Raw genomic sequence first — 17,063 nt, forward strand, 5'->3', positions numbered from 1 at the left:
CAGCGGATAGTCGTTATCCGCTGATCATCGATTTCTCACTCTGACTGACCGATCAACGCTTCATGTTCTCGGGCAGATGCTCGATGGGATTGACGTTCCCGCTGCTTCCGCCTCCCTGGATCGATCCTCCCTTCATCACATCTGTGGACGAACTGATCGCGCTCGGAGGAGCAACACGTCCGGTCGGCTGATTGGCCGACGCGGCGGAGCTGCCCGCGTTATGCGTCCCGGCAGGCAAGGTTCCTGGGGTCGGCTGATCGATCCTGCTGCCGACCGACTGCGCTTGTGCCGCACCCGGCAGCGTGAGGACCAGCAGGCCGAGTCCGCTCGCGATGGCAAAACGGATCGAAGAGCAGCGTGCATATCGCATCGACAAAGAACTACCTTTCGTCGCGTAGCGGGATGAACGGCCATGCACTAAAGCATGCATGGACGCAGCGATGAAATAAGAAAAACGGCAGCGCAAGCCGCCTTCATGACCAGCTCAAGCCGATTGAGACGTCTTACTTGACGCCGCTCGGCTGGCCGGTCGGACCCATGCCGTACCCACGGCCGTTCGGAGCCGACGCCGATGCCGTTCCCGCTCCCCTATTCCGGTAGATCCGGCGACCCATCTTCGAGCGGTGACGGGTCATCCTGGCCCAACTGGTCGGCGTATCATTCAAACCCGCTGCGCGATCGACGCCGGCGGCCGTTGCCGGTGCGGTGAAGCTGAATGCGGCAAGCGTGAGACCCGCTGCCATAACCAGGAACCGAACTGCCATACCGTTATCTCCTACTTGAGCAGAAACATCACTGAAACAATGCGCCAACCCAAGCTCTCGTGCTTAGTTCCCCGAGGAGATAGACCGTTCAAGCCGACGGGAGCTCGCTCCGGCGTCGATGCGGACGTCTTGGGACACCAAGTTCAGGGTGGTAATGGCCTGTTGGATCAGCGATTATCCCAAGAAAATTTGTATCCCTCGCCCGCGCAAGACCGTACGGAACAGAAGACGGGCGTCCGCTTTCGAGAAGCACCGGTGCACGCTGGAATGGCTCATATGGGTTGGGAACAGACGGATCTCAGCGTCCTTCGAAAGCCGCTCCAAGCGCGTCCGTGACGCCCTTGAGGGTCGCCACGCGGGCTGCTTCATCCGACCCAATATGCGGATCCCGCTGCACGCACGGATCGGCATAGGTAAACGGTGTGTCCTTGGAGCCCTCGACGATTACCCCGTCCGCCGCTTCGTGAAGCGAACGGGCGCGAACCGTCTGCGCGCCCTTGGCGACCGTCGGCTGAGGCGGGCCCGCAGGGTTGTCGAAGACATGCTGGGCCCCCGGGAACACCGTCAAGCTGACCTCGACCCCAGCCGCCTTGAGCCGATCGGTGTAGGCGGCACAGGACGCAGCCGGATTGTAGTCGTCGCCGCTGCCACCGAACATTCGGATCGGCCGCCCGACCGTTGCGGTGTCGTCCTGGAAGCGGATCGAGCAGTCCGGGTACACCGGCAGGAACACGGCCAGGGTGATTCCGGACCGGTTCCAGGCCGCATCGAACCGCTTGAGGCTCGCGTACAGCGACGCCTGTCCGCCGCGCGAGAAGCCCATCACGGCGACCCGTGTCGGATCCACGCGCGGGTGTTTCGCCAAAACGCCCAGCGCCCGGTAGATGTCGAGGATCAGGTTCGTGCGCGACAGCAGGCTCTGATCGGTATTGACCGACGTCAGGCCGCGACCGGTGAACCCATCGAGAGCGAACGTCGAGATCCCGCGTGCGGCGAACGCCCGCTGCCAAAATTCGATGTTGCCGCTTAAGCCCCCCGAGCCGTGCATCACGATGACCGTCGGCAGGCGCTCCGTGGCCGCCCTGGCGATGCGCAGCACACCAGTCACTGTCACAAGCTTTGCCCTGTCAGCAGTGCCGGTCAGGAATTGCCGATCGCTCAGCGTCAGGCTTTCAAACGGGTGGATATCGACGCGGGCGGCGTAGCTGCCGAGGTCAGCGACACCATCGCGCGCGGGCTCGGCCGATGCGCTAGTGCAGTGACGCGGACGGAGGATTCACGCGTACGGTGAGCCGTGCGAGTCTGGGCGATGGCTTAGACGGTATGCGTGCTCCTCGATGCCGATCGACGCGGAACGGTTGGCTGCGATCGCCAGCGACCGCTCCCGTCCGCTCAAGCACACCCAGCGCGCCCGCATCGTTCTGCTCTAAGTCGAGCGCCTGAGCGTCCAGGACGTCGCCCGGCGGGCGGGCGTCAGCCGCCCGGCCGTATGGCGTTGGCAGCAGCGCTACTCCGAGGCGGGCGTCGAAGGTCTGCTGCGCGACAAGACACGTCCACCCGGCACGCCGCCCCATTCGACCGAGACGGTAGCCGAGGTCCTGGCGCTGACCTGCTCGGAGCCGCTGGGCGAGGTCACTCACTGGACTGGTCGCGCCGTAGCTCGTGCTGTCGGGATCTCGTTACGGGCCGTGCAGCGGATCTGGGACGCTCACCGCCTCCAGCCGCATCGTCTGCGCACGTTCAAGCGCTCGCGCGATCCCGCTTTCGCCGCCAAGGTCGAGGATGTCGTCGGCCTCTACATGGATCCGCCGGCCCATGCGGTGGTGCTGTCCATCGATGAGAAGAGCCAGATCCAGGCGCTGGAGCGGACCCGCCTCGACCGGCCACTCGCCCCCGGCCATCCGGCCGCCCAGACCCATGACTACACCCGTCACGGCACGACGACACTGTTTGCTGCCCTCGATGTCTTGGCGGGTACCGTGCTCGGCCTTTGCATGCAGCGCCACCGGAACAGTGAGTTCGTCGGGTTCCTCGACGCCGTCGAGGCCGCCGTCCCGCCCAGCAAGGCGATCCACGCGATCCTCGACAACGTCGCTACCCACAAACATCCGAAGGTCCGCGCCTGGCTGGCTCGCCACCTGCGCTGGACGTTCCACTTCACCCCGACTTCGGCCTCGTGGCTCAACGCCGTCGAGGGCTTCTTCTCAGCGCTGACCCGTCGTCGGCTGCTGCGAGGCTCCTTCACCGGCGTCGTCGACCTGCAGGCGGCGATCAAACGCTACATCGCCGAGCACAACCGGCGCGCCAGAACCTTTCGTCTGGACCAAACCCGCCACCGACATCCTCGCCGCCGTCAGCCGATCCCCTGAACCATCCGTCTGAGTCATTGCACTAGGCCCTAGAGTGTCATCGAAGGGCAAGCAGATCATCGTCGAAGGTGGACCACCAGAGCATGGTCATCTGTATGAATAGGAATGCAGTCGTGCGCAACCGCGCTTCTCGATAGCGACATCCTCAGGTTGAACCTTCATGCAGCGGAACACAACCCATAGTTGCAATCCGTGGGCAAAGCGTGGGCGTAACTACTAGAGGTGTGGATAATTCTGACGTAAATCTGCAATATCGACGGCATGCGAGAGGCGACCGGACTGGATCATGCTGGTTGATGAAGCTTTGATATTTTGAGACCAGACCAATCGGGATCGGAAATTAAAACGATTCCCTGATCAGCGAAGACTCGCTCGATCGCGGACATCGCCAAGCTCTGTAAAGGTCGCGCACCAGCCTCGAATCCCTGCACGGTACGAAGACTAACGCGGGATTCGTCAGCCAGCTGTTTTTGCGACAGCATGAGGATCGCTCGAGCAGCCCGACATTGGGCCGGCGTAATCATCTTTTCCTCATTTGAGACTCAGAGCCGGTTTGCGCAGAAACCGCCATTTGGCGCATTTTGCACAGCTGAAGGCGGGCCTGATGTCAGGCCGCTCGTGTGTCCCGGGAGTACTTGGATGCTGTCTCATCCGTCAGACCACAGTGTTAGCGACTCGCTACTAAAAGCTGCAAGCGACGCAGTCGCTGCCGCAGTGAGTACGAAGTTCCCCCTCGACGAGCTGCTCGGGGCTGAACTCAGTCGCCTCATCAGCATCTCGTCCTCCGTGGTCAAGCGCCATGGGATCCTACTCGAAAAGGCATGCGTCGAAGCCCTGCAAGCCAGCGGTCGCTTCGAGGTCCTGCACAACCCCTGTATCCCCATCACGGCCGCGGCCGACGGTCTCGTCGCAGCGAACTCCGCTGCGAGCCTCGCACGGATCCACCTCCGGTATGATCAGCCTGCGGTGCGCTCCGTCAACCAGGATATCGTCGTCATCGACGTGGCAGCTGGGTGGGCCGGCGCATATAGCGTGAAGCGAGGCGGCGGATCGATGGGCGCAGGGCTTCGCAAGCCGCTCGAGCGCGACGTCGCCGCTGTACGTCTTCTGCTCCGAAGCTACCTGCGCGATCAGGGCTTCGCGACGATCGATGTGGTGACGAGCGCGTGCATCGATTGGTGCGGGGCAGCTGGTCTACCGCCGCATCTCACGGTGCAGGGTCCGGAGGTCGACACGCATTTCGGTGTCCCGGTGATCGAGACCGTCGAACGGATGACGCGTCACCTCCGCGACGAGCTGCATCGCGCCATACCCGAACTCCTCGGTCCGCTCATTCAGCGCTTCGAGTCCCTGCCGCCGACCCGCGCGATGCAGATTCAGGATGCCGCCGAGGCCGCATCGGAGCCTCAAGACAACGCCTCGGTGAATCGGCTGGTCCAGGCGATCTTCCCGATCGGGCCGGACTCGATCCGCATGCCGACGCGCACGCGCAACACGCGCTGATCGCCGTCGAAGCCATCCTTCTACGATCGTCGATCCCCATCCGTCCTGTGCGGGATCGATGCCGTGCGCCCCGGCCGTCGCCGAGCTTGCACATTCCCGACTTGGAGCCTGACATGGATACCTTTGAGGCCGAACTCCACGCGATCGCCCTACGCTGTTCGACCGAGTTTCGCGTCCTGCGCAAGCTGGCCCACCGGGAGTACTGCGAAAAGCCGCTCGGACCGCGAACGAAGATCGGCCTGATCGTCGACGTCGAGACGACGGGTCTCGATACTGGACCTGACGGCGACGAGATCATTGAGGTCGGCCTGCTAAAGTTCGCCTACACGACCGGCGGTGTCGTGCTCGGGGTCCTCGGTCAGTTCACAGGATTTCAGCAGCCCCGCGCGCCCATCCCGGCTCTCGTCAAGCGTCTAACGGGAATCACGGACGATATGGTTCGGGGACAGCACCTCGACGTCGCTGCAATCGCAGCGTTCGCCGCCGACGCCGACATCGTCATCGCCCACAATGCAGCCTTCGATCGACCTTTCCTCGAACTGATCTGCCCGATTTTCGTCACGTTACCTTGGGCTTGCTCGCAAACCGAAGTGCGATGGCTCGAAGAGGGAATCGAGGGGACAAAACTTTGCTACATCGCCTATCACAATCGGTTCTACTACGAGGCTCATCGCGCCATCGACGATGCCTTTGCGCTCTTGGAGATCCTCGAGCACCCGTTGCCAGAGTCAGGCCAGACGCCACTCTATCAGCTGCTCAAAGCCGCTCGATCGCCAAGTCTGCGCGTCTATGCCCTGGGCTTGCCCTACGCGTTGAAGGATCGCGTTCGTGCGCGGGGATACCGTTGGTCGACTGGGGCAGATGGGCGACCACGGGCATGGTATCGCGACGTTACGGCTGACGAGGTCGAGCCCGAGCTTCGGTTCCTCGATGGCCTCGACCGCGGGGATGTCCTCGAGCCGTTCGTTCTAGAATTGGACGCTTTCGCTCGCTTCTCTCACCGGCAAGCGTAATGCGATGGACACCTCAGCATCACCGGGCGGACGGACACCCCCGTCGTCGATCACCGGCCTTCAAGCGAGTGGTCTTACCGACGTGCAAGCCGCAGCAATTGCTCAGCTCGCACGGGTTGCAGCGTGCGAGGCTGCCGATCAGCTGCGCAACGAGGTGGCCCGGTGGCACGCCTATCTCGCACTCTACGTCGTATCGCAGATTGCGATCTTCCTACTGGCAACTGTTCTGGTTCACCACTGCGCATCGACCGCAAAAATCTCAGGTTGGTACAGTCAGCTTGCTCAAGTTTCTCAGTAGTTATTGCGGATTCGAACCTTCAACTCACCAACCCGAAAAACGGTGCTTTCGGTAGCTCCGATGTTGAGGCGCATCATGCTTCACCCCGACCCTCGGAAGCAGATTCGGTCCAAAAACACCGGCCCAAACCTTCAAAACACCCCTGTGGACAAAAATAAGTTGAGTCGGGCCAAAGGCTTGAATCACCTGCGATTCTGGTCGGCGGGGACGTGCTGAGATGAGACGCAACTGTGACGCCCCCTAGCGTAGGACTGCCCCTCGCGCCTAACGAATGAGGGTTGACCGTGAAAAAACGGTGCAGCGAAGGAGAGCGAAAATGAAAAACCAAGTCTGATTTCGGTTCACCTAGCGGGACATCCGGTTCCAGCCGGATGCCCGCCTCGGTGATCAACCGATTGCCGACGCCTACAGCCCTCAAAAGCTGGCGTCGACCATCCGCTAGGATGCTGTGTTGCCTTTAGCGATTCCTCGCTAAAGGCAACACGTGCCGAAGATTCGCACGCCGAGTCCGGTCATGCAAGGGCCTTGGCCGTGTCAGGCCAAACAAACCCTGGCCGCTCACAGCATCCTCAAACGACAGCGATCCTACGTTCGCCCTCCTCGCCACGCCCACGCGTGAACTGGGGCGAGCGTCCCCTTCGCCCGATGCAGCTCCTCGCGAGCGCATCCCGTCAATGAGGACACCCATGTTCGACGACCAGACCTCCAAGATCGACCTCACGGGTGTAACGCCTTGCGCCACATCCAAGACCGAGTTCGAACCTTTCGCCTACCCGGATCCGTCGGGAGCGTCCCGAAGGTTCACGCTTCTCTCGCGAAGCTCGCTACGCGGCAGCTTCGTCGAACCCCGCGACCGTCGCGTCATCACCATTGAAAGCCACATCGAGAAAGATGTGGCGCTCGTGCTGAACGCGCGATCCGATGTGCTGCGCGTCGATGAGCAGCCGGAGGCGGTGGTGTTCCTCGATCCCAAGGGCCGGCCGGGGCAGATCACGTTCGACTTCCGGATCACGATGGTCGACGGACGCCGCATCATGGTCGCTGTTAAGGACGAGGCCCACGCGGTCAAGCACGACGTCGCAGGCTTCCTTCAGCACGTCGCACCCCAGATCTCGTCCGACGTCGCCGACGGGGTGATGCTGGTCACCGAGCGATCGCTCTCCCCCGCGATGAAATCCAATGCCCACTTAATCCAGGCGGTGCGCAGAGATCCACCCAATCCCGCCGACCAAGCCATTCTGGACTTGCTCCCTCATATCCGGGGCGAGGTCCGGATCGGTGACCTCGTCAAGGCGACGCCCTACGGCGGGTCGGCGTTCCGAGCCATCGTCCGCCTCATCGCCCGCCGCGCGATCCTGCTCACCGCGGACGAGCGCATCACCTATCGCAGCCTCGTCTCGGTTGCAGTGAACTACGGGGAGGCCGCGTGATGGTCGCCCAACATCCCTCACATGGGCCCCGCCAGAGGTTGAGTACGACGGACGCCGTGACGATCAACGGCGTCCCTTACCGTGTCACCGCGGGGAGCGAATACGGCTACGTTCTCCAGAACACCCGCACGGGCCTGTTCGAGGACTTCGACCACGCGCGCCTCACCGCCCTCTCCCAGTCTGGCCGATTGGAGTACGCGGCCGATCACTACAGCGCAGTGAGCGCCCGCACGCGCCTCCAGACTGGGTGCGGATCGCTCGCCGCTCTGCCGTCACGCCATCAGCGCATCGTGGCGTGGAAGACGGAGTGGATCACCGCGTTTCTGAAATGGGAAGAGGAACGGCGTGCAGAGTACCTGAATGGCCCAACACGCTATCGCAAAAGCGCTTCGCTTCGCGGTCGCGCGGCAATGGAGAGGGCGCTGGCTGAGATCGACAAAACGATCTCCAATCGCGCCGATGCCCGGTCAAGGCCTCTATCTGACGACGGGACGCTGAAGAAGCCGAGAAAGCTGCGCTGCGGCAGTCCTACTGTGGGCTATCACGGCCCCAGCCTTCGCCAATTTAGGGTTTGGCTGAAGCAGTACGAGGAAGCCAAGAACAACCCGTTCATTCTCCGGCCAAAGACAGCCCGCTGTGGGAACCGGCGACCCCGCTACGCACCCGAGGTCGAGCGCCTGCTGCAGGAGTACGCTGCACGCTACGCCTCCGGGGAGAAGCCGTCGCGTGCGAAGTGTCATCGCGAACTCCGCGCAGCCCTCGCGGAACTGAACGAGGAGAGGCGCGCCCAGGGCCTCCAGTCCTACGCAGTCCCTTCCGAACGGACGCTCAGCCGCCGGATCGCCGCGCTCGACATGTTCCTCGTCGAGGCTCGGCGTCTCGGCGTAGACAGGGCAACACGCAAGCACCGCCCACTCGTCGGTCAGGCCGAGGCACTACGCCCCGGTCAGCGCGTCGAAATGGACGAGTGGAAGATCGATCTGTTCCACGTTCTGTCTCAAACCGACCTGCTGAAGGATCTCACGGACGAGCAACGCGCGGCGCTTAAGAAGAGGCGCTGGTTTCTGTGCGTCGCCATCGACGTGGCCACACGATGCATCCTCGGCCTTCGGGTCGATCAAACGGCGTCGGTGCGCAATGCCCTCGCGACGCTGGAAATGGTGGTCAGCGACAAGGGCCCTCTCGCGACCGCGGCCGGCGCAGTCTCATCGTGGCGTCTGATGATGCTGCGGCCCGAAACCGTGATCACCGACGGGGGTGCGAGCTTCCTCGCCGAAATCTTTCATATTGCCGTCCTCGCGCTGGGCGGAGCGCATGACATCCCACCCGCCGGGATGCCGCACCTGCGAGGCACGATCGAGCGCCTCTTCCGAACCTTGGGCTCACAGCTCGTCAGCTACTTTTCGGGCCAATCGTTCTCAAGCAAACATGTCCGTGGCGATTATCCGGCGATGGCGCGCGCGAGCCTCACGATCGAGGAGTTCGTCCTCGCCGTCGTTCGGTATGCGGTCGATGTCTACCATCAGACGCCTCATGAAGGATTAGGCGGCGAAACGCCCTTCAACGCTTGGACGCGTCTGACCGATCTTTATTCAGTCATTCCAGTCCCAGGTCGCGACGAGCGCCGCGCCATATTCGGTATGCGCTTCGACCGCATTCTGGGTCGGCACGGCGTGCGCTTCTTGGGCCTCGACTACCGCTCGGACCTCTTGCGCGATCACTATCTCAAACGTGGGGGTGAGCGCCTCGACATCCGTGTGGATCCGCAGGACATCGGGGCGATCTCGGTCGAGATCGACGGCCTCTGGCATGAGGTCCGCGCGGCCACTTCGGGGTTCGACGGTCTAAGCCTGAGCGACCATCAGGCCCTTTGTGGTGAGCTCCGCAAGCGTTTCGCGGCTCAGGCCAAGCTCTCGGAACCCGTCGTGTTGGGAGCGATCAAGGCTCTGCGCGACCGAGCGTCAGCCGCCAAGGAGGCGGCGACGTTCCTTTGCCGGTTCAACGAACCGGAGGACATCGCACGAGCGGAGAAGGCCCTGAGGGGCTTCTCAATCCCCACGGACGAGGACTTCGCCGCACAACCCATCGCCGATCCCCTCGACGGTGTGATCCCCACCGGTGGAACCCGGAATTCCACACCGGGTGCCGGGGGTACGACGAGCAACGACGTCGCCCCGATCAAGTCAAAGCGTCCTAACGTCGGCCTCGACGACTGATACGTTGGGCCCGCTTCGCGCGGGCGGAACCCTTTCCATTTTATCACAACAAAAAGGATCCGCGATGTCTCAGTCGACCTCCTACGATACGATCGACCCCTTGGGCTATCTCCCTGGCTTATTGACGGAACGGGAGCATCAGACCGCCCAGATCATGGAGATGGTGCGGGGACAGTACATCACCTCTGCAGGCGATATCGTTTACATGAAGGCGCTACGCGGCCTCCTCAAGAATGCGGGCATGCGCGCCGATCCCACCGCTCCGCATTCCCGCCACAACCGCCGCGAAGGTCGCCTCCTCGTCATTACTGGGGAAAGCGGCGCAGGAAAGTCCCGTCGGTTGAAGAGAACCCTGCGTAAGCACCCCGCCCTAAAGAACTTCAAACTCCCGAGCCCGGACAGTCCAATCGTATACGTCAATGTCCCCTCACCATGCACCCTCATGCAATTGGGGAGACAGACGCTGGCGATGACCGGCTACCCCCTCGAGCGCGAACTCCGCGAACACCGGACCTGGGAGCACGTTCGCCAGCGCCTCGATCGAGGAGACAAGCTTATTATTGTGTACGATGAGATGCAACATATCACCCAAACGTCAAACTTGGGCGAACAAGAAAAGATTGCAAACACGATCAAAGATCTATTGATCAACGACGTGTGGCGCGTCTCCGTGATCGTGTGCGGGCTCCCCGAAGTCTCAGACTTCATTCGGAGCGATAATCAGTTGAAGCGCCGCGCCCGGTTCATCGCTGTCAAGTCCCTGATGATGCCGGAGGATAATGCCAATGTCGCGACCATGGTTACCATCCTCGCCCGCGTCGCAGGGTTGTCCGTCGCCCCCGACATCGAGACGGATCTCGCCCCGCGCCTGATCCACGCGTCCGGCTGTCAATGGGGCACGGCCATCGACCTGACGCACGAAGCGATCGAGAGCGCTCTGGAACCGGATGACCTCGATCTCGAGCCGCACGACGATGAAATCGCCCTCGACAGTTCCGGGAACACCCCGACCGCCGGTGGGCTCATGCGCCACCATTTCGCTGAGGCGTTCGAGGGTCTCGACGCATGCCCCCCCGATGAGAACCCCTTCATCCGCCGCGACTGGACATCGATCCGCGTGGCCGCACCGGCCACCCTGCAAGAGAAAATTCGCGCACGAGCTGAGCAGAAGGGGAGAAGGAGGGCTGCGCCATGAATCCGGCCCTCGCCCTACGCTGCGATCTGCTCGCGGATGAATCGCTCCCAAGCTGGGTTTCCCGGCTGGCCGTCCTCAACTGCGCCGACACGGCCCACGAGTTCTGTCTCGATATGGGCTTTCATTTCCGGACCTGCGCCTCGGGCCATCCCACAGCCTTGGCCAAGCTCGGTGAGCTAACGGGTCTCTCGCACGAGGTTTTGCACCATGCGAGTTTCGTCACCAGCGGGCACGATGTATCTCTAAGAGGCGAGCGCCTCGCTCCCGGGATGGTCCGTCGATCACGGATCCATGTCTGCCCCATCTGCACGGGCGAGGACATGGATGCTGCCCAGACCACCGGTGCGCCAGCCCCCTACGGCCGCATCCTGTGGCAGATCTCCGCGATGCGAAGCTGCCACCGCCACGGATGCGCGCTCGTCGAGATCACCCGCCCGCGCGGGCTGACCATGCACGATTTCACGCTCAATCTGAAAGGACGCCGAGACGAACTCCAGCGGCTCGCCGATCATCCGCAGCCACGCCATGCGTCTGCGCTCGAAACCTATATCGCCAACCGTCTGGAACAGGCTCCCACAGGATCGCCATGGCTCGACCGCCTGTCCCTGCACGTCGTCGTGCCGACCTGTGAGATGCTCGGTACCCTGATCCTGTTTGGATCGACCACGCGGTTCAAGGGCATGACCGACCGCGATCTGCATTGCGCCGGCGATGCGGGGTTCGAGATCGCCCAGAGCGGTGAACCCGCCATACGAAGCACACTGTCCGAGATCGCCAACGCCTTCGTTCGCAATCCGCACGGACGTCAAGGCCCGGCATCAATCTACGGGGCCTTCTATCTCCTCCTCTCGTTGCATCACAACGATCAGGCGTTCGAGCCCGTCTGCGACATCGTCCGCCGCCACGTGATCGAGACGATGCCGTTTGGACCCGGCGACCATGTCCTGGGACGACCGGTCGACGTCCGATTCATCCATTCCGCCAAGACCGCTTCTCGGGACACCGGACGCAACCCGAGGCGCTTGCGCAAGTTCCTGATCGAAGTCGGGATCATCGGCGCGGATCAAAACCGCTTGAGCCACGACGCCGTGACTTTCGACGTCGCGACCACACGGGAGGTGATCGCAGCCGAAACCGACAGTCTCATGTTGCCGAACGTTGCTGCACTCCTGCAGGTCAGCCGCTACCAAGTGGGTCAATTCGCCGATCGCGGCTTTCTTCATCCGCTCGTCGCGTATCGTGCAAAGCACAACCATCGTCGCCGCATCTACGCGCGCCAGACGGTGGACGAATTCTTCGCTCGCCTCATGGCCCGTGCTGTGCCCATCAAAACGCCCGGCGAAACACACTTGCCCGTCATCCTCGCCGCGCAAAGAGCGGGGTGTGACGCCGCATTCCTGGTTGGTCTCATCCTGAACGGACAACTCGAGTGGGTCGGACATCATATCGCCGAGACCGGCATGCCGTCGATCCTTGTCGACTTGGAAGAAGTCAGGGGCAGGGTCGAGGCGAATCCGGACGACCTGTCCCTGCGCAAGGTTCGGATGCGAATGAAAACGAACCGTGCCGTCGTAAGAGCGCTCCTACGGGAGGGGTACCTTGATGCCAGGATCGCAACCCTCACTGCGAACCGAAATCCCGTCCGCTTAATTGAACGGTCAAGCCTGGACGGGTTCCAAGCCGCCTACGTGTCGATCCCGGAACTCGCGAGGACGCACGACAGAAGCCACCACTCGGTCCGTCAGGCCCTGAACGGGATCGCGCCAGCAATCGAGAAAGATCGCGTCGGGCTGGAATTCTACCGACGCGCCGATCTTCCATTGTTCTGACGCCGCCACACGCGGCGCGAGACGGACCGCAGGCCAGCGCTACCCTTCGGCCCGCCGCTCGGATGACACGCCCATTTGCAACAACACCATCATCACCCTGTTTCAGGCCGAACTGAACGGTACCTGTCACGGCAATGCTCGCTGATGCGGAATCCTCGAGTGCGAAACCATCGCCGTTTGAACGCTTCAAGCATCGTCATCATAGGGATGGCACGTCGTCCAGGCTCGACCCTTGCACTTGTCGCAACCGTCGAATCGAACTGAACGAACGCACGATTCCGCCACCTGCAGATTGCTGATGCAGCCTCCCACAAGGAGGAAATCGTATCCACATCGTTCCCGCTACCAAACCGAACCTTGGCCGCAAGGCCATCACAGCGTCGTGCTCCGACGACGGCAATTCGGTTCGATATGGGCCTCGCTTTGCGTCCGACTTCGAAACGAAACAATTTAATAACAATATCTTAGTCGATATCATAGGTGAAACTTTGGTTCGGTTTACAGCGGGCGTGCGCCGCGCCTCGGTCTCGGGCTCCGGCGTGTTCCGGGACCAGGCGTCGGACCTGCGCCTGCGGCAGATGTTCTTCGACGGGCAGGTCGCGCCCTTCCAGATCGTGGTGCCCGCCTTCGGGACGATGGAGGGGCCGTTCCAGATCGCGAGCCTCGAGTATCGCGGCGAGCATACGGGCGAAGTCACCTTCGACATGAGCCTGGAATCGGCCGGCGCCCTCACCTTCACGGCGGCCTGAGGGAGGGCGACGCCATGGCCAACCGCAGGCGCGGCGAGGTGCCCCTCGCCCTCGGGGGACACCGCTACACCCTCTGCCTCACCCTCGGGGCGCTGGCCGACCTGGAGGACGCGCTGCGGGCCGGCGACCTCGCCGGGCTCAGCCAGCGCCTCGCCGCCGGCCGCCCCCGCACCGCCGACCTGATCGCGCTCCTCGGCGCCGCCCTGCGCGGCGGCGGCCACGCCCTCACCGACGAGGACGTGCGCCGCCTGCCGCTGGCGGGCGACATGGACGCCCTGGTCGAGGCCCTCGCCGCCGTGCTGGAGGCGGCCTTCGGCGCGGGGCCGCCGGAAAACCCTCCCCCGCCGTGGGGGGAGGAGCGCGGGGCCTGAGCCCCGCCCCCCCACGGCCCTTTCCCTGGGACGACGCCCTCGCCCTCGCCCTCGGGCCGCTCGGCTGGCGCCCGGCCGATTTCTGGGCGGCGACGCCCCGTGAACTCGCCGCCGCCCTCGGCCGGGCCGGCGCCCCCGACGGGCTCGGCCGGGCCGAGTTCGAACGGATGCTCGCGGCCCATCCCGATCCCTCGCCCCGCAGGAGCGCCCCATGAGCGACGAGACCGACACCGACCGGCAGAACACTGCGCGGGCCGCGCAGCTCACGAACCTCGACCGGCTCTCGCAGAATTTCGGCCGCAGCCTCAGCGGCGCGCTCGCCCGCAGCGCCACCTCCGGCCGCAGCCTCGACGGGGTGCTGGGCACCCTGGGCGCCCGCCTCGCGACCCTCGCGGCGAAGGCCGCCGCCAAGCCCCTGCAGGCCGGCTTCCGGAGCCTGTTCGATTCCCTCGGGGAGGCGGAGTCGGAGGAGTCCGCTCCGACCTTCGCCCGGGGGGCCGTCTTCCGGGGCGGGCGGGTCACGCCCTTCGCCGCCGGCGGGGTCGTGGCGGCGCCGACCTACTTCCCCATGGCGGGCGGCGCCGGGCTGATGGGCGAGGCGGGGCCGGAGGCGATCATGCCGCTGCGCCGGGGGGCGGACGGCAAGCTCGGCGTCGCGGCGGGGGCGCCGGCCCGGCCGGTTGCGGTGAACGTCACCATTTCGACGCCGGACCCCGCCGCCTTCCGCCGCTCCGAGGCGCAGGTCGCCGCGACCCTGGCGCGGGCGGTGGCCCGTGGCCAGCGCGCCCTCTGACCGGGAGGGCGCCATGGCCGACGACTTCCACGAGGTTCTGTTCCCCCTCGACGTCGCCCTGCGCGGCAGCGGCGGCCCCCAGCGGCTGACGGAGATCGTCTCGCTGGCCTCGGGGCGGGAGCACCGCAACGGCCGCTGGGCCGATTCCCGCCGCCGCTACGATGCCGGGTTCGGCATCCGCAGCCTCGACGCGCTCCACGCGGTGATCGCCTTCTTCGAGGAAAGGCGCGGGCGCCTCTACGGCTTCCGCTACCGCGACAGGGTGGATTTCCGCTCCGGCCCGCCGGGGCAGGCGCCGGGGCCGTTCGACCAAGTGATCGGGCGCGGCGACGGCGCGGCCACGACCTTCCCCCTCGTGAAGACCTATGGCGGCGGCTTCGCGCCCTACCGCAGGGCCATCGCCAAGCCGGTGGCGGGCAGCGTGCGGGTGGCGGTGGCGGGCACCGAACTCGCGGGCACCGCCTTCGCCTGCGACCCGGCGACGGGCCTCGTGACCCTGGTGCGCCCCCCGGCCGCGAACGCCGCCGTGACGGCGGGCTTCGCCTTCGACGTGCCCGTCCGCTTCGACACCGACGACCTCACCATCGACCTCGCCGCCTTCACGGCGGGGGAGATCCCGAAAGTGCCGCTCGTGGAGATCGTGCCGTGAGGGACCTGCCCCCCGCCTTCGCCGCCCATTGCGCGGGCGGCGTCACCACCCTGTGCCGCTGCTGGTCCCTGCGCCGCCGGGACGGCGTCGCCCTCGGCTTCACCGACCATGACCGCGACGTGACCGTCGCCGGCCTCGTCCACGCCGCCCGCACCGGGCTGGAGGCGGCCGAGGCCAGCGCCGAGGGGGGCTTTTCCGTCTCCGGCGGCGACGTCGCGGGGGCTCTGTCCTCCCTCGGGCTCACCGAGGCGGACATCGCGGGCGGCCTCTACGACGGGGCGAGCGTCGAGACCTGGCTCGTGGACTGGACCGCCCCGGAGACGCGCCTCCTCCTCGACATCGGCACGATCGGCGAGATCCGCCGCGAGGACGAGGCCTTCGTGGCCGAGCTGCGCGGGGTCGCCGCCCGCCTCGATGCCGAGGTCGGGCGCAGCTACCGGGCGACCTGCGGCGCCGTGCTGGGCGATGCCCGCTGCCGGGTCGACCTCGCGGCGTGGCGGGGGGCGGGCCGCGTCCTCGCCCTGCCGGAGCCGGCCACCCTGCGCGTCGCCCTGGATGGGAATGGCGCGGACGGGCTGTTCACGGGCGGGCGCCTCGCCTGGACCGGGGGCGCCAATGCCGGGCTCACGGCCGACCTGCGCCTGCAGGCGGGGGACCTCGTGGAATTGTGGGAGGCGCCGTCGCGCCCGGCGGCGGCGGGGGACACGTTCACCCTCACGGCCGGCTGCGACAAGCGCTTCGCCACCTGCCGCGACCGCTTCGCCAACGCGGTGAACTTCCAGGGCTTCCCGCACATGCCGGGCAACGACACCCTGCTGCACGGGGGGCCCGGCTCCGCGCCGGTCCTCGACGGCGGGAGCCAGTTCCGATGATCGGCGAGGAGGCCGTGGCGCAGGCGCGCCTGTGGCTCGGCACGCCCTACCGCCATCAGGCCTCGCTGCGCGGCGTCGGGTGCGATTGCCTCGGCCTGCTGCGCGGCGTCTGGCGGGGGCTCTACGGCGACGAGCCGGAGCGCCCGCCGCCCTACGCTGCCACCTGGGCGGAATCGGCGCCCATCGGCACCGACCCGTTCCGCGAGGCCGCCGCCCGCCATCTCCTCCCCGTCGAGGAGCCGCTGCCGGCCTACCGGCCCGCCCCCGGCGACGTGCTGCTGTTCGCCTTCCGCGCGCACCTGCCCGCCCGCCACTGCGCCATCGCCACCGGGCCGGGCGCGATGATCCACGCCCACGACCGGGCGGAGGTGACGGAAGTCGCCCTCACCCCCTGGTGGCGGCGGCATCTGGCGGGGGCGTTCCGCTTCCCGCCACGGTCAGCCTGACGCCCAGGACATCCATGACCTTGCGAACCGTCTCGTAGCGGAGCTTCGAGCCGGGTGTCAGCGCCTTGTACAGGCTCTCCCGGCCGAGCCCCGCCTCGCGGGCGATCTGCGCCATGCCGCGTGCCTTGGCGACGTCGCCCAAGGCGGCGACGAACAGGCCGGGATCAGGGTCCTCGAGGGCGGCGGCAAGGTACTCGGCAATCGCCTCCTCGCTGTCGAGGAATTCGGACGCATCGAAGGGGCTGAAGCGCATCAGACGGCTCCGTCTAGGTCGGCGGCCATGTCCTTGGCCTTCAGGATGTCGCGGCTCTGGCTCGACTTGTCGCCACCGATCAGCAGCAGGTACGTCACCTCGCCCCGGCGAACGTAGTAGAGGCGGTAGCCTGGTCCATAGGCGATGCGCATCTCGTACAGGCCGTCGCCGACCGGCTTGACGTCCCCGAAATTGCCCTCGCCCGCCGCCCGGATCCGCGCCGTGATCCGCGCCTTCGCGCGGGCATCCGGCAGGGCGCGGAGCCACCTGCGGAACACGTCTGACAGCATGATCGTCGGCACGAGGCATCCGT

The 17,063-nt window shown here is 65.3% G+C and carries 17 protein-coding genes and 2 pseudogenes; 14 read left to right on the top strand and 5 right to left on the bottom strand.

The genetic code is table 11. The features are described from left to right. Nucleotides 1–52: 52 nt before the first annotated feature. Nucleotides 53–466: a hypothetical protein gene (locus ACXJ1Y_RS18705; protein WP_463847622.1), complete on the bottom strand. Its 414-nt coding sequence runs from the start codon at nucleotides 464–466 to the stop codon at nucleotides 53–55. A 596-nt stretch (nucleotides 467–1,062) separates the two neighbouring features. Continuing rightward, complete coding sequence (locus ACXJ1Y_RS18710; protein WP_463847623.1) at nucleotides 1,063–1,863, bottom strand: dienelactone hydrolase family protein; 801 nt, start codon at nucleotides 1,861–1,863, stop codon at nucleotides 1,063–1,065. Nucleotides 1,864–2,101: 238 nt separating this feature from the next. Between ACXJ1Y_RS18710 and ACXJ1Y_RS18715 the strand changes: the two are divergent. Next, nucleotides 2,102–3,146, top strand: a pseudogene (locus ACXJ1Y_RS18715) (IS630 family transposase). A gap of 271 nt (nucleotides 3,147–3,417) precedes the next feature. On the opposite strand, the gene ACXJ1Y_RS18720 reads toward ACXJ1Y_RS18715, so the two are convergent. Continuing rightward, entirely contained in the window at nucleotides 3,418–3,657 is a 240-nt protein-coding gene (locus ACXJ1Y_RS18720; protein WP_463847624.1) for a helix-turn-helix domain-containing protein, read from the bottom strand. Nucleotides 3,658–3,847: 190 nt separating this feature from the next. Here ACXJ1Y_RS18720 and ACXJ1Y_RS18725 point away from each other — a divergent pair, with 190 nt between their 5' ends. The 13 genes and pseudogenes from ACXJ1Y_RS18725 to ACXJ1Y_RS18785 all read left to right on the top strand — a co-directional run bounded on the left by ACXJ1Y_RS18725 (nucleotide 3,848) and on the right by ACXJ1Y_RS18785 (nucleotide 16,497). Next, nucleotides 3,848–4,636, top strand: coding sequence for a hypothetical protein (locus ACXJ1Y_RS18725; protein ID WP_463847625.1), 789 nt, complete (start codon nucleotides 3,848–3,850; stop codon nucleotides 4,634–4,636). A 113-nt stretch (nucleotides 4,637–4,749) separates the two neighbouring features. After that, entirely contained in the window at nucleotides 4,750–5,649 is a 900-nt protein-coding gene (locus ACXJ1Y_RS18730; RefSeq protein ID WP_463847626.1) for a 3'-5' exonuclease, read from the top strand. Between the two features lie 984 nt (nucleotides 5,650–6,633). Beyond that, a complete protein-coding gene (locus tag ACXJ1Y_RS18735; protein WP_463847627.1) occupies nucleotides 6,634–7,377 on the top strand; it encodes a hypothetical protein in 744 nt (247 codons plus the stop codon). A gap of 56 nt (nucleotides 7,378–7,433) precedes the next feature. Then, a complete protein-coding gene (locus tag ACXJ1Y_RS18740) occupies nucleotides 7,434–9,593 on the top strand; it encodes a transposase (protein ID WP_463847628.1) in 2,160 nt (719 codons plus the stop codon). Nucleotides 9,594–9,657: 64 nt separating this feature from the next. After that, on the top strand, nucleotides 9,658–10,788 hold the full coding sequence (locus ACXJ1Y_RS18745; RefSeq protein ID WP_463847629.1) for an ATP-binding protein: 1,131 nt from the start codon (nucleotides 9,658–9,660) through the stop codon (nucleotides 10,786–10,788). Then, entirely contained in the window at nucleotides 10,785–12,617 is a 1,833-nt protein-coding gene (locus tag ACXJ1Y_RS18750; protein ID WP_463847630.1) for a TniQ family protein, read from the top strand. The genes ACXJ1Y_RS18745 and ACXJ1Y_RS18750 overlap by 4 nt, the downstream gene beginning before the upstream one ends. A gap of 503 nt (nucleotides 12,618–13,120) precedes the next feature. Next, nucleotides 13,121–13,366: pseudogene (locus ACXJ1Y_RS18755) on the top strand (phage major tail protein, TP901-1 family); the annotation flags it as partial. Nucleotides 13,367–13,380: 14 nt separating this feature from the next. Beyond that, nucleotides 13,381–13,737 (top strand): gene transfer agent family protein, encoded by a 357-nt coding sequence (locus ACXJ1Y_RS18760; RefSeq protein ID WP_463847631.1) that lies wholly within the window; start codon nucleotides 13,381–13,383, stop codon nucleotides 13,735–13,737. Further along, nucleotides 13,713–13,952: a phage tail assembly chaperone gene (locus tag ACXJ1Y_RS18765; protein WP_243959195.1), complete on the top strand. Its 240-nt coding sequence runs from the start codon at nucleotides 13,713–13,715 to the stop codon at nucleotides 13,950–13,952. The genes ACXJ1Y_RS18760 and ACXJ1Y_RS18765 overlap by 25 nt, the downstream gene beginning before the upstream one ends. Beyond that, entirely contained in the window at nucleotides 13,949–14,530 is a 582-nt protein-coding gene (locus ACXJ1Y_RS18770; protein WP_463847632.1) for a phage tail tape measure protein, read from the top strand. The genes ACXJ1Y_RS18765 and ACXJ1Y_RS18770 overlap by 4 nt, the downstream gene beginning before the upstream one ends. A 13-nt stretch (nucleotides 14,531–14,543) precedes the next feature. Then, nucleotides 14,544–15,179, top strand: coding sequence for a phage distal tail protein, Rcc01695 family (locus tag ACXJ1Y_RS18775; protein WP_463847633.1), 636 nt, complete (start codon nucleotides 14,544–14,546; stop codon nucleotides 15,177–15,179). Continuing rightward, the gene (locus tag ACXJ1Y_RS18780) at nucleotides 15,176–16,051 is read left to right on the top strand and encodes a phage/gene transfer agent baseplate hub protein (protein WP_463847634.1); all 876 of its coding nucleotides are present in this window, start codon (nucleotides 15,176–15,178) and stop codon (nucleotides 16,049–16,051) included. The genes ACXJ1Y_RS18775 and ACXJ1Y_RS18780 overlap by 4 nt, the downstream gene beginning before the upstream one ends. After that, nucleotides 16,048–16,497: an NlpC/P60 family protein gene (locus ACXJ1Y_RS18785; protein WP_463847635.1), complete on the top strand. Its 450-nt coding sequence runs from the start codon at nucleotides 16,048–16,050 to the stop codon at nucleotides 16,495–16,497. Before ACXJ1Y_RS18780 ends, ACXJ1Y_RS18785 begins: the two co-directional genes overlap by 4 nt. Here ACXJ1Y_RS18785 and ACXJ1Y_RS18790 read toward each other — a convergent pair. Together ACXJ1Y_RS18790 and ACXJ1Y_RS18795 are read right to left on the bottom strand one after the other, a co-directional pair. Then, nucleotides 16,436–16,750, bottom strand: coding sequence for an addiction module antidote protein (locus tag ACXJ1Y_RS18790; RefSeq protein WP_463847636.1), 315 nt, complete (start codon nucleotides 16,748–16,750; stop codon nucleotides 16,436–16,438). The two genes, ACXJ1Y_RS18785 and ACXJ1Y_RS18790, sit on opposite strands and share 62 nt — an antisense overlap. After that, the gene (locus ACXJ1Y_RS18795) at nucleotides 16,750–17,052 is read right to left on the bottom strand and encodes a type II toxin-antitoxin system RelE/ParE family toxin (RefSeq protein WP_463847637.1); all 303 of its coding nucleotides are present in this window, start codon (nucleotides 17,050–17,052) and stop codon (nucleotides 16,750–16,752) included. The genes ACXJ1Y_RS18790 and ACXJ1Y_RS18795 overlap by 1 nt, the downstream gene beginning before the upstream one ends. Nucleotides 17,053–17,063: the final 11 nt, after the last annotated feature.

It is taken from the genome of Methylobacterium sp. TK26, from assembly GCF_055361565.1.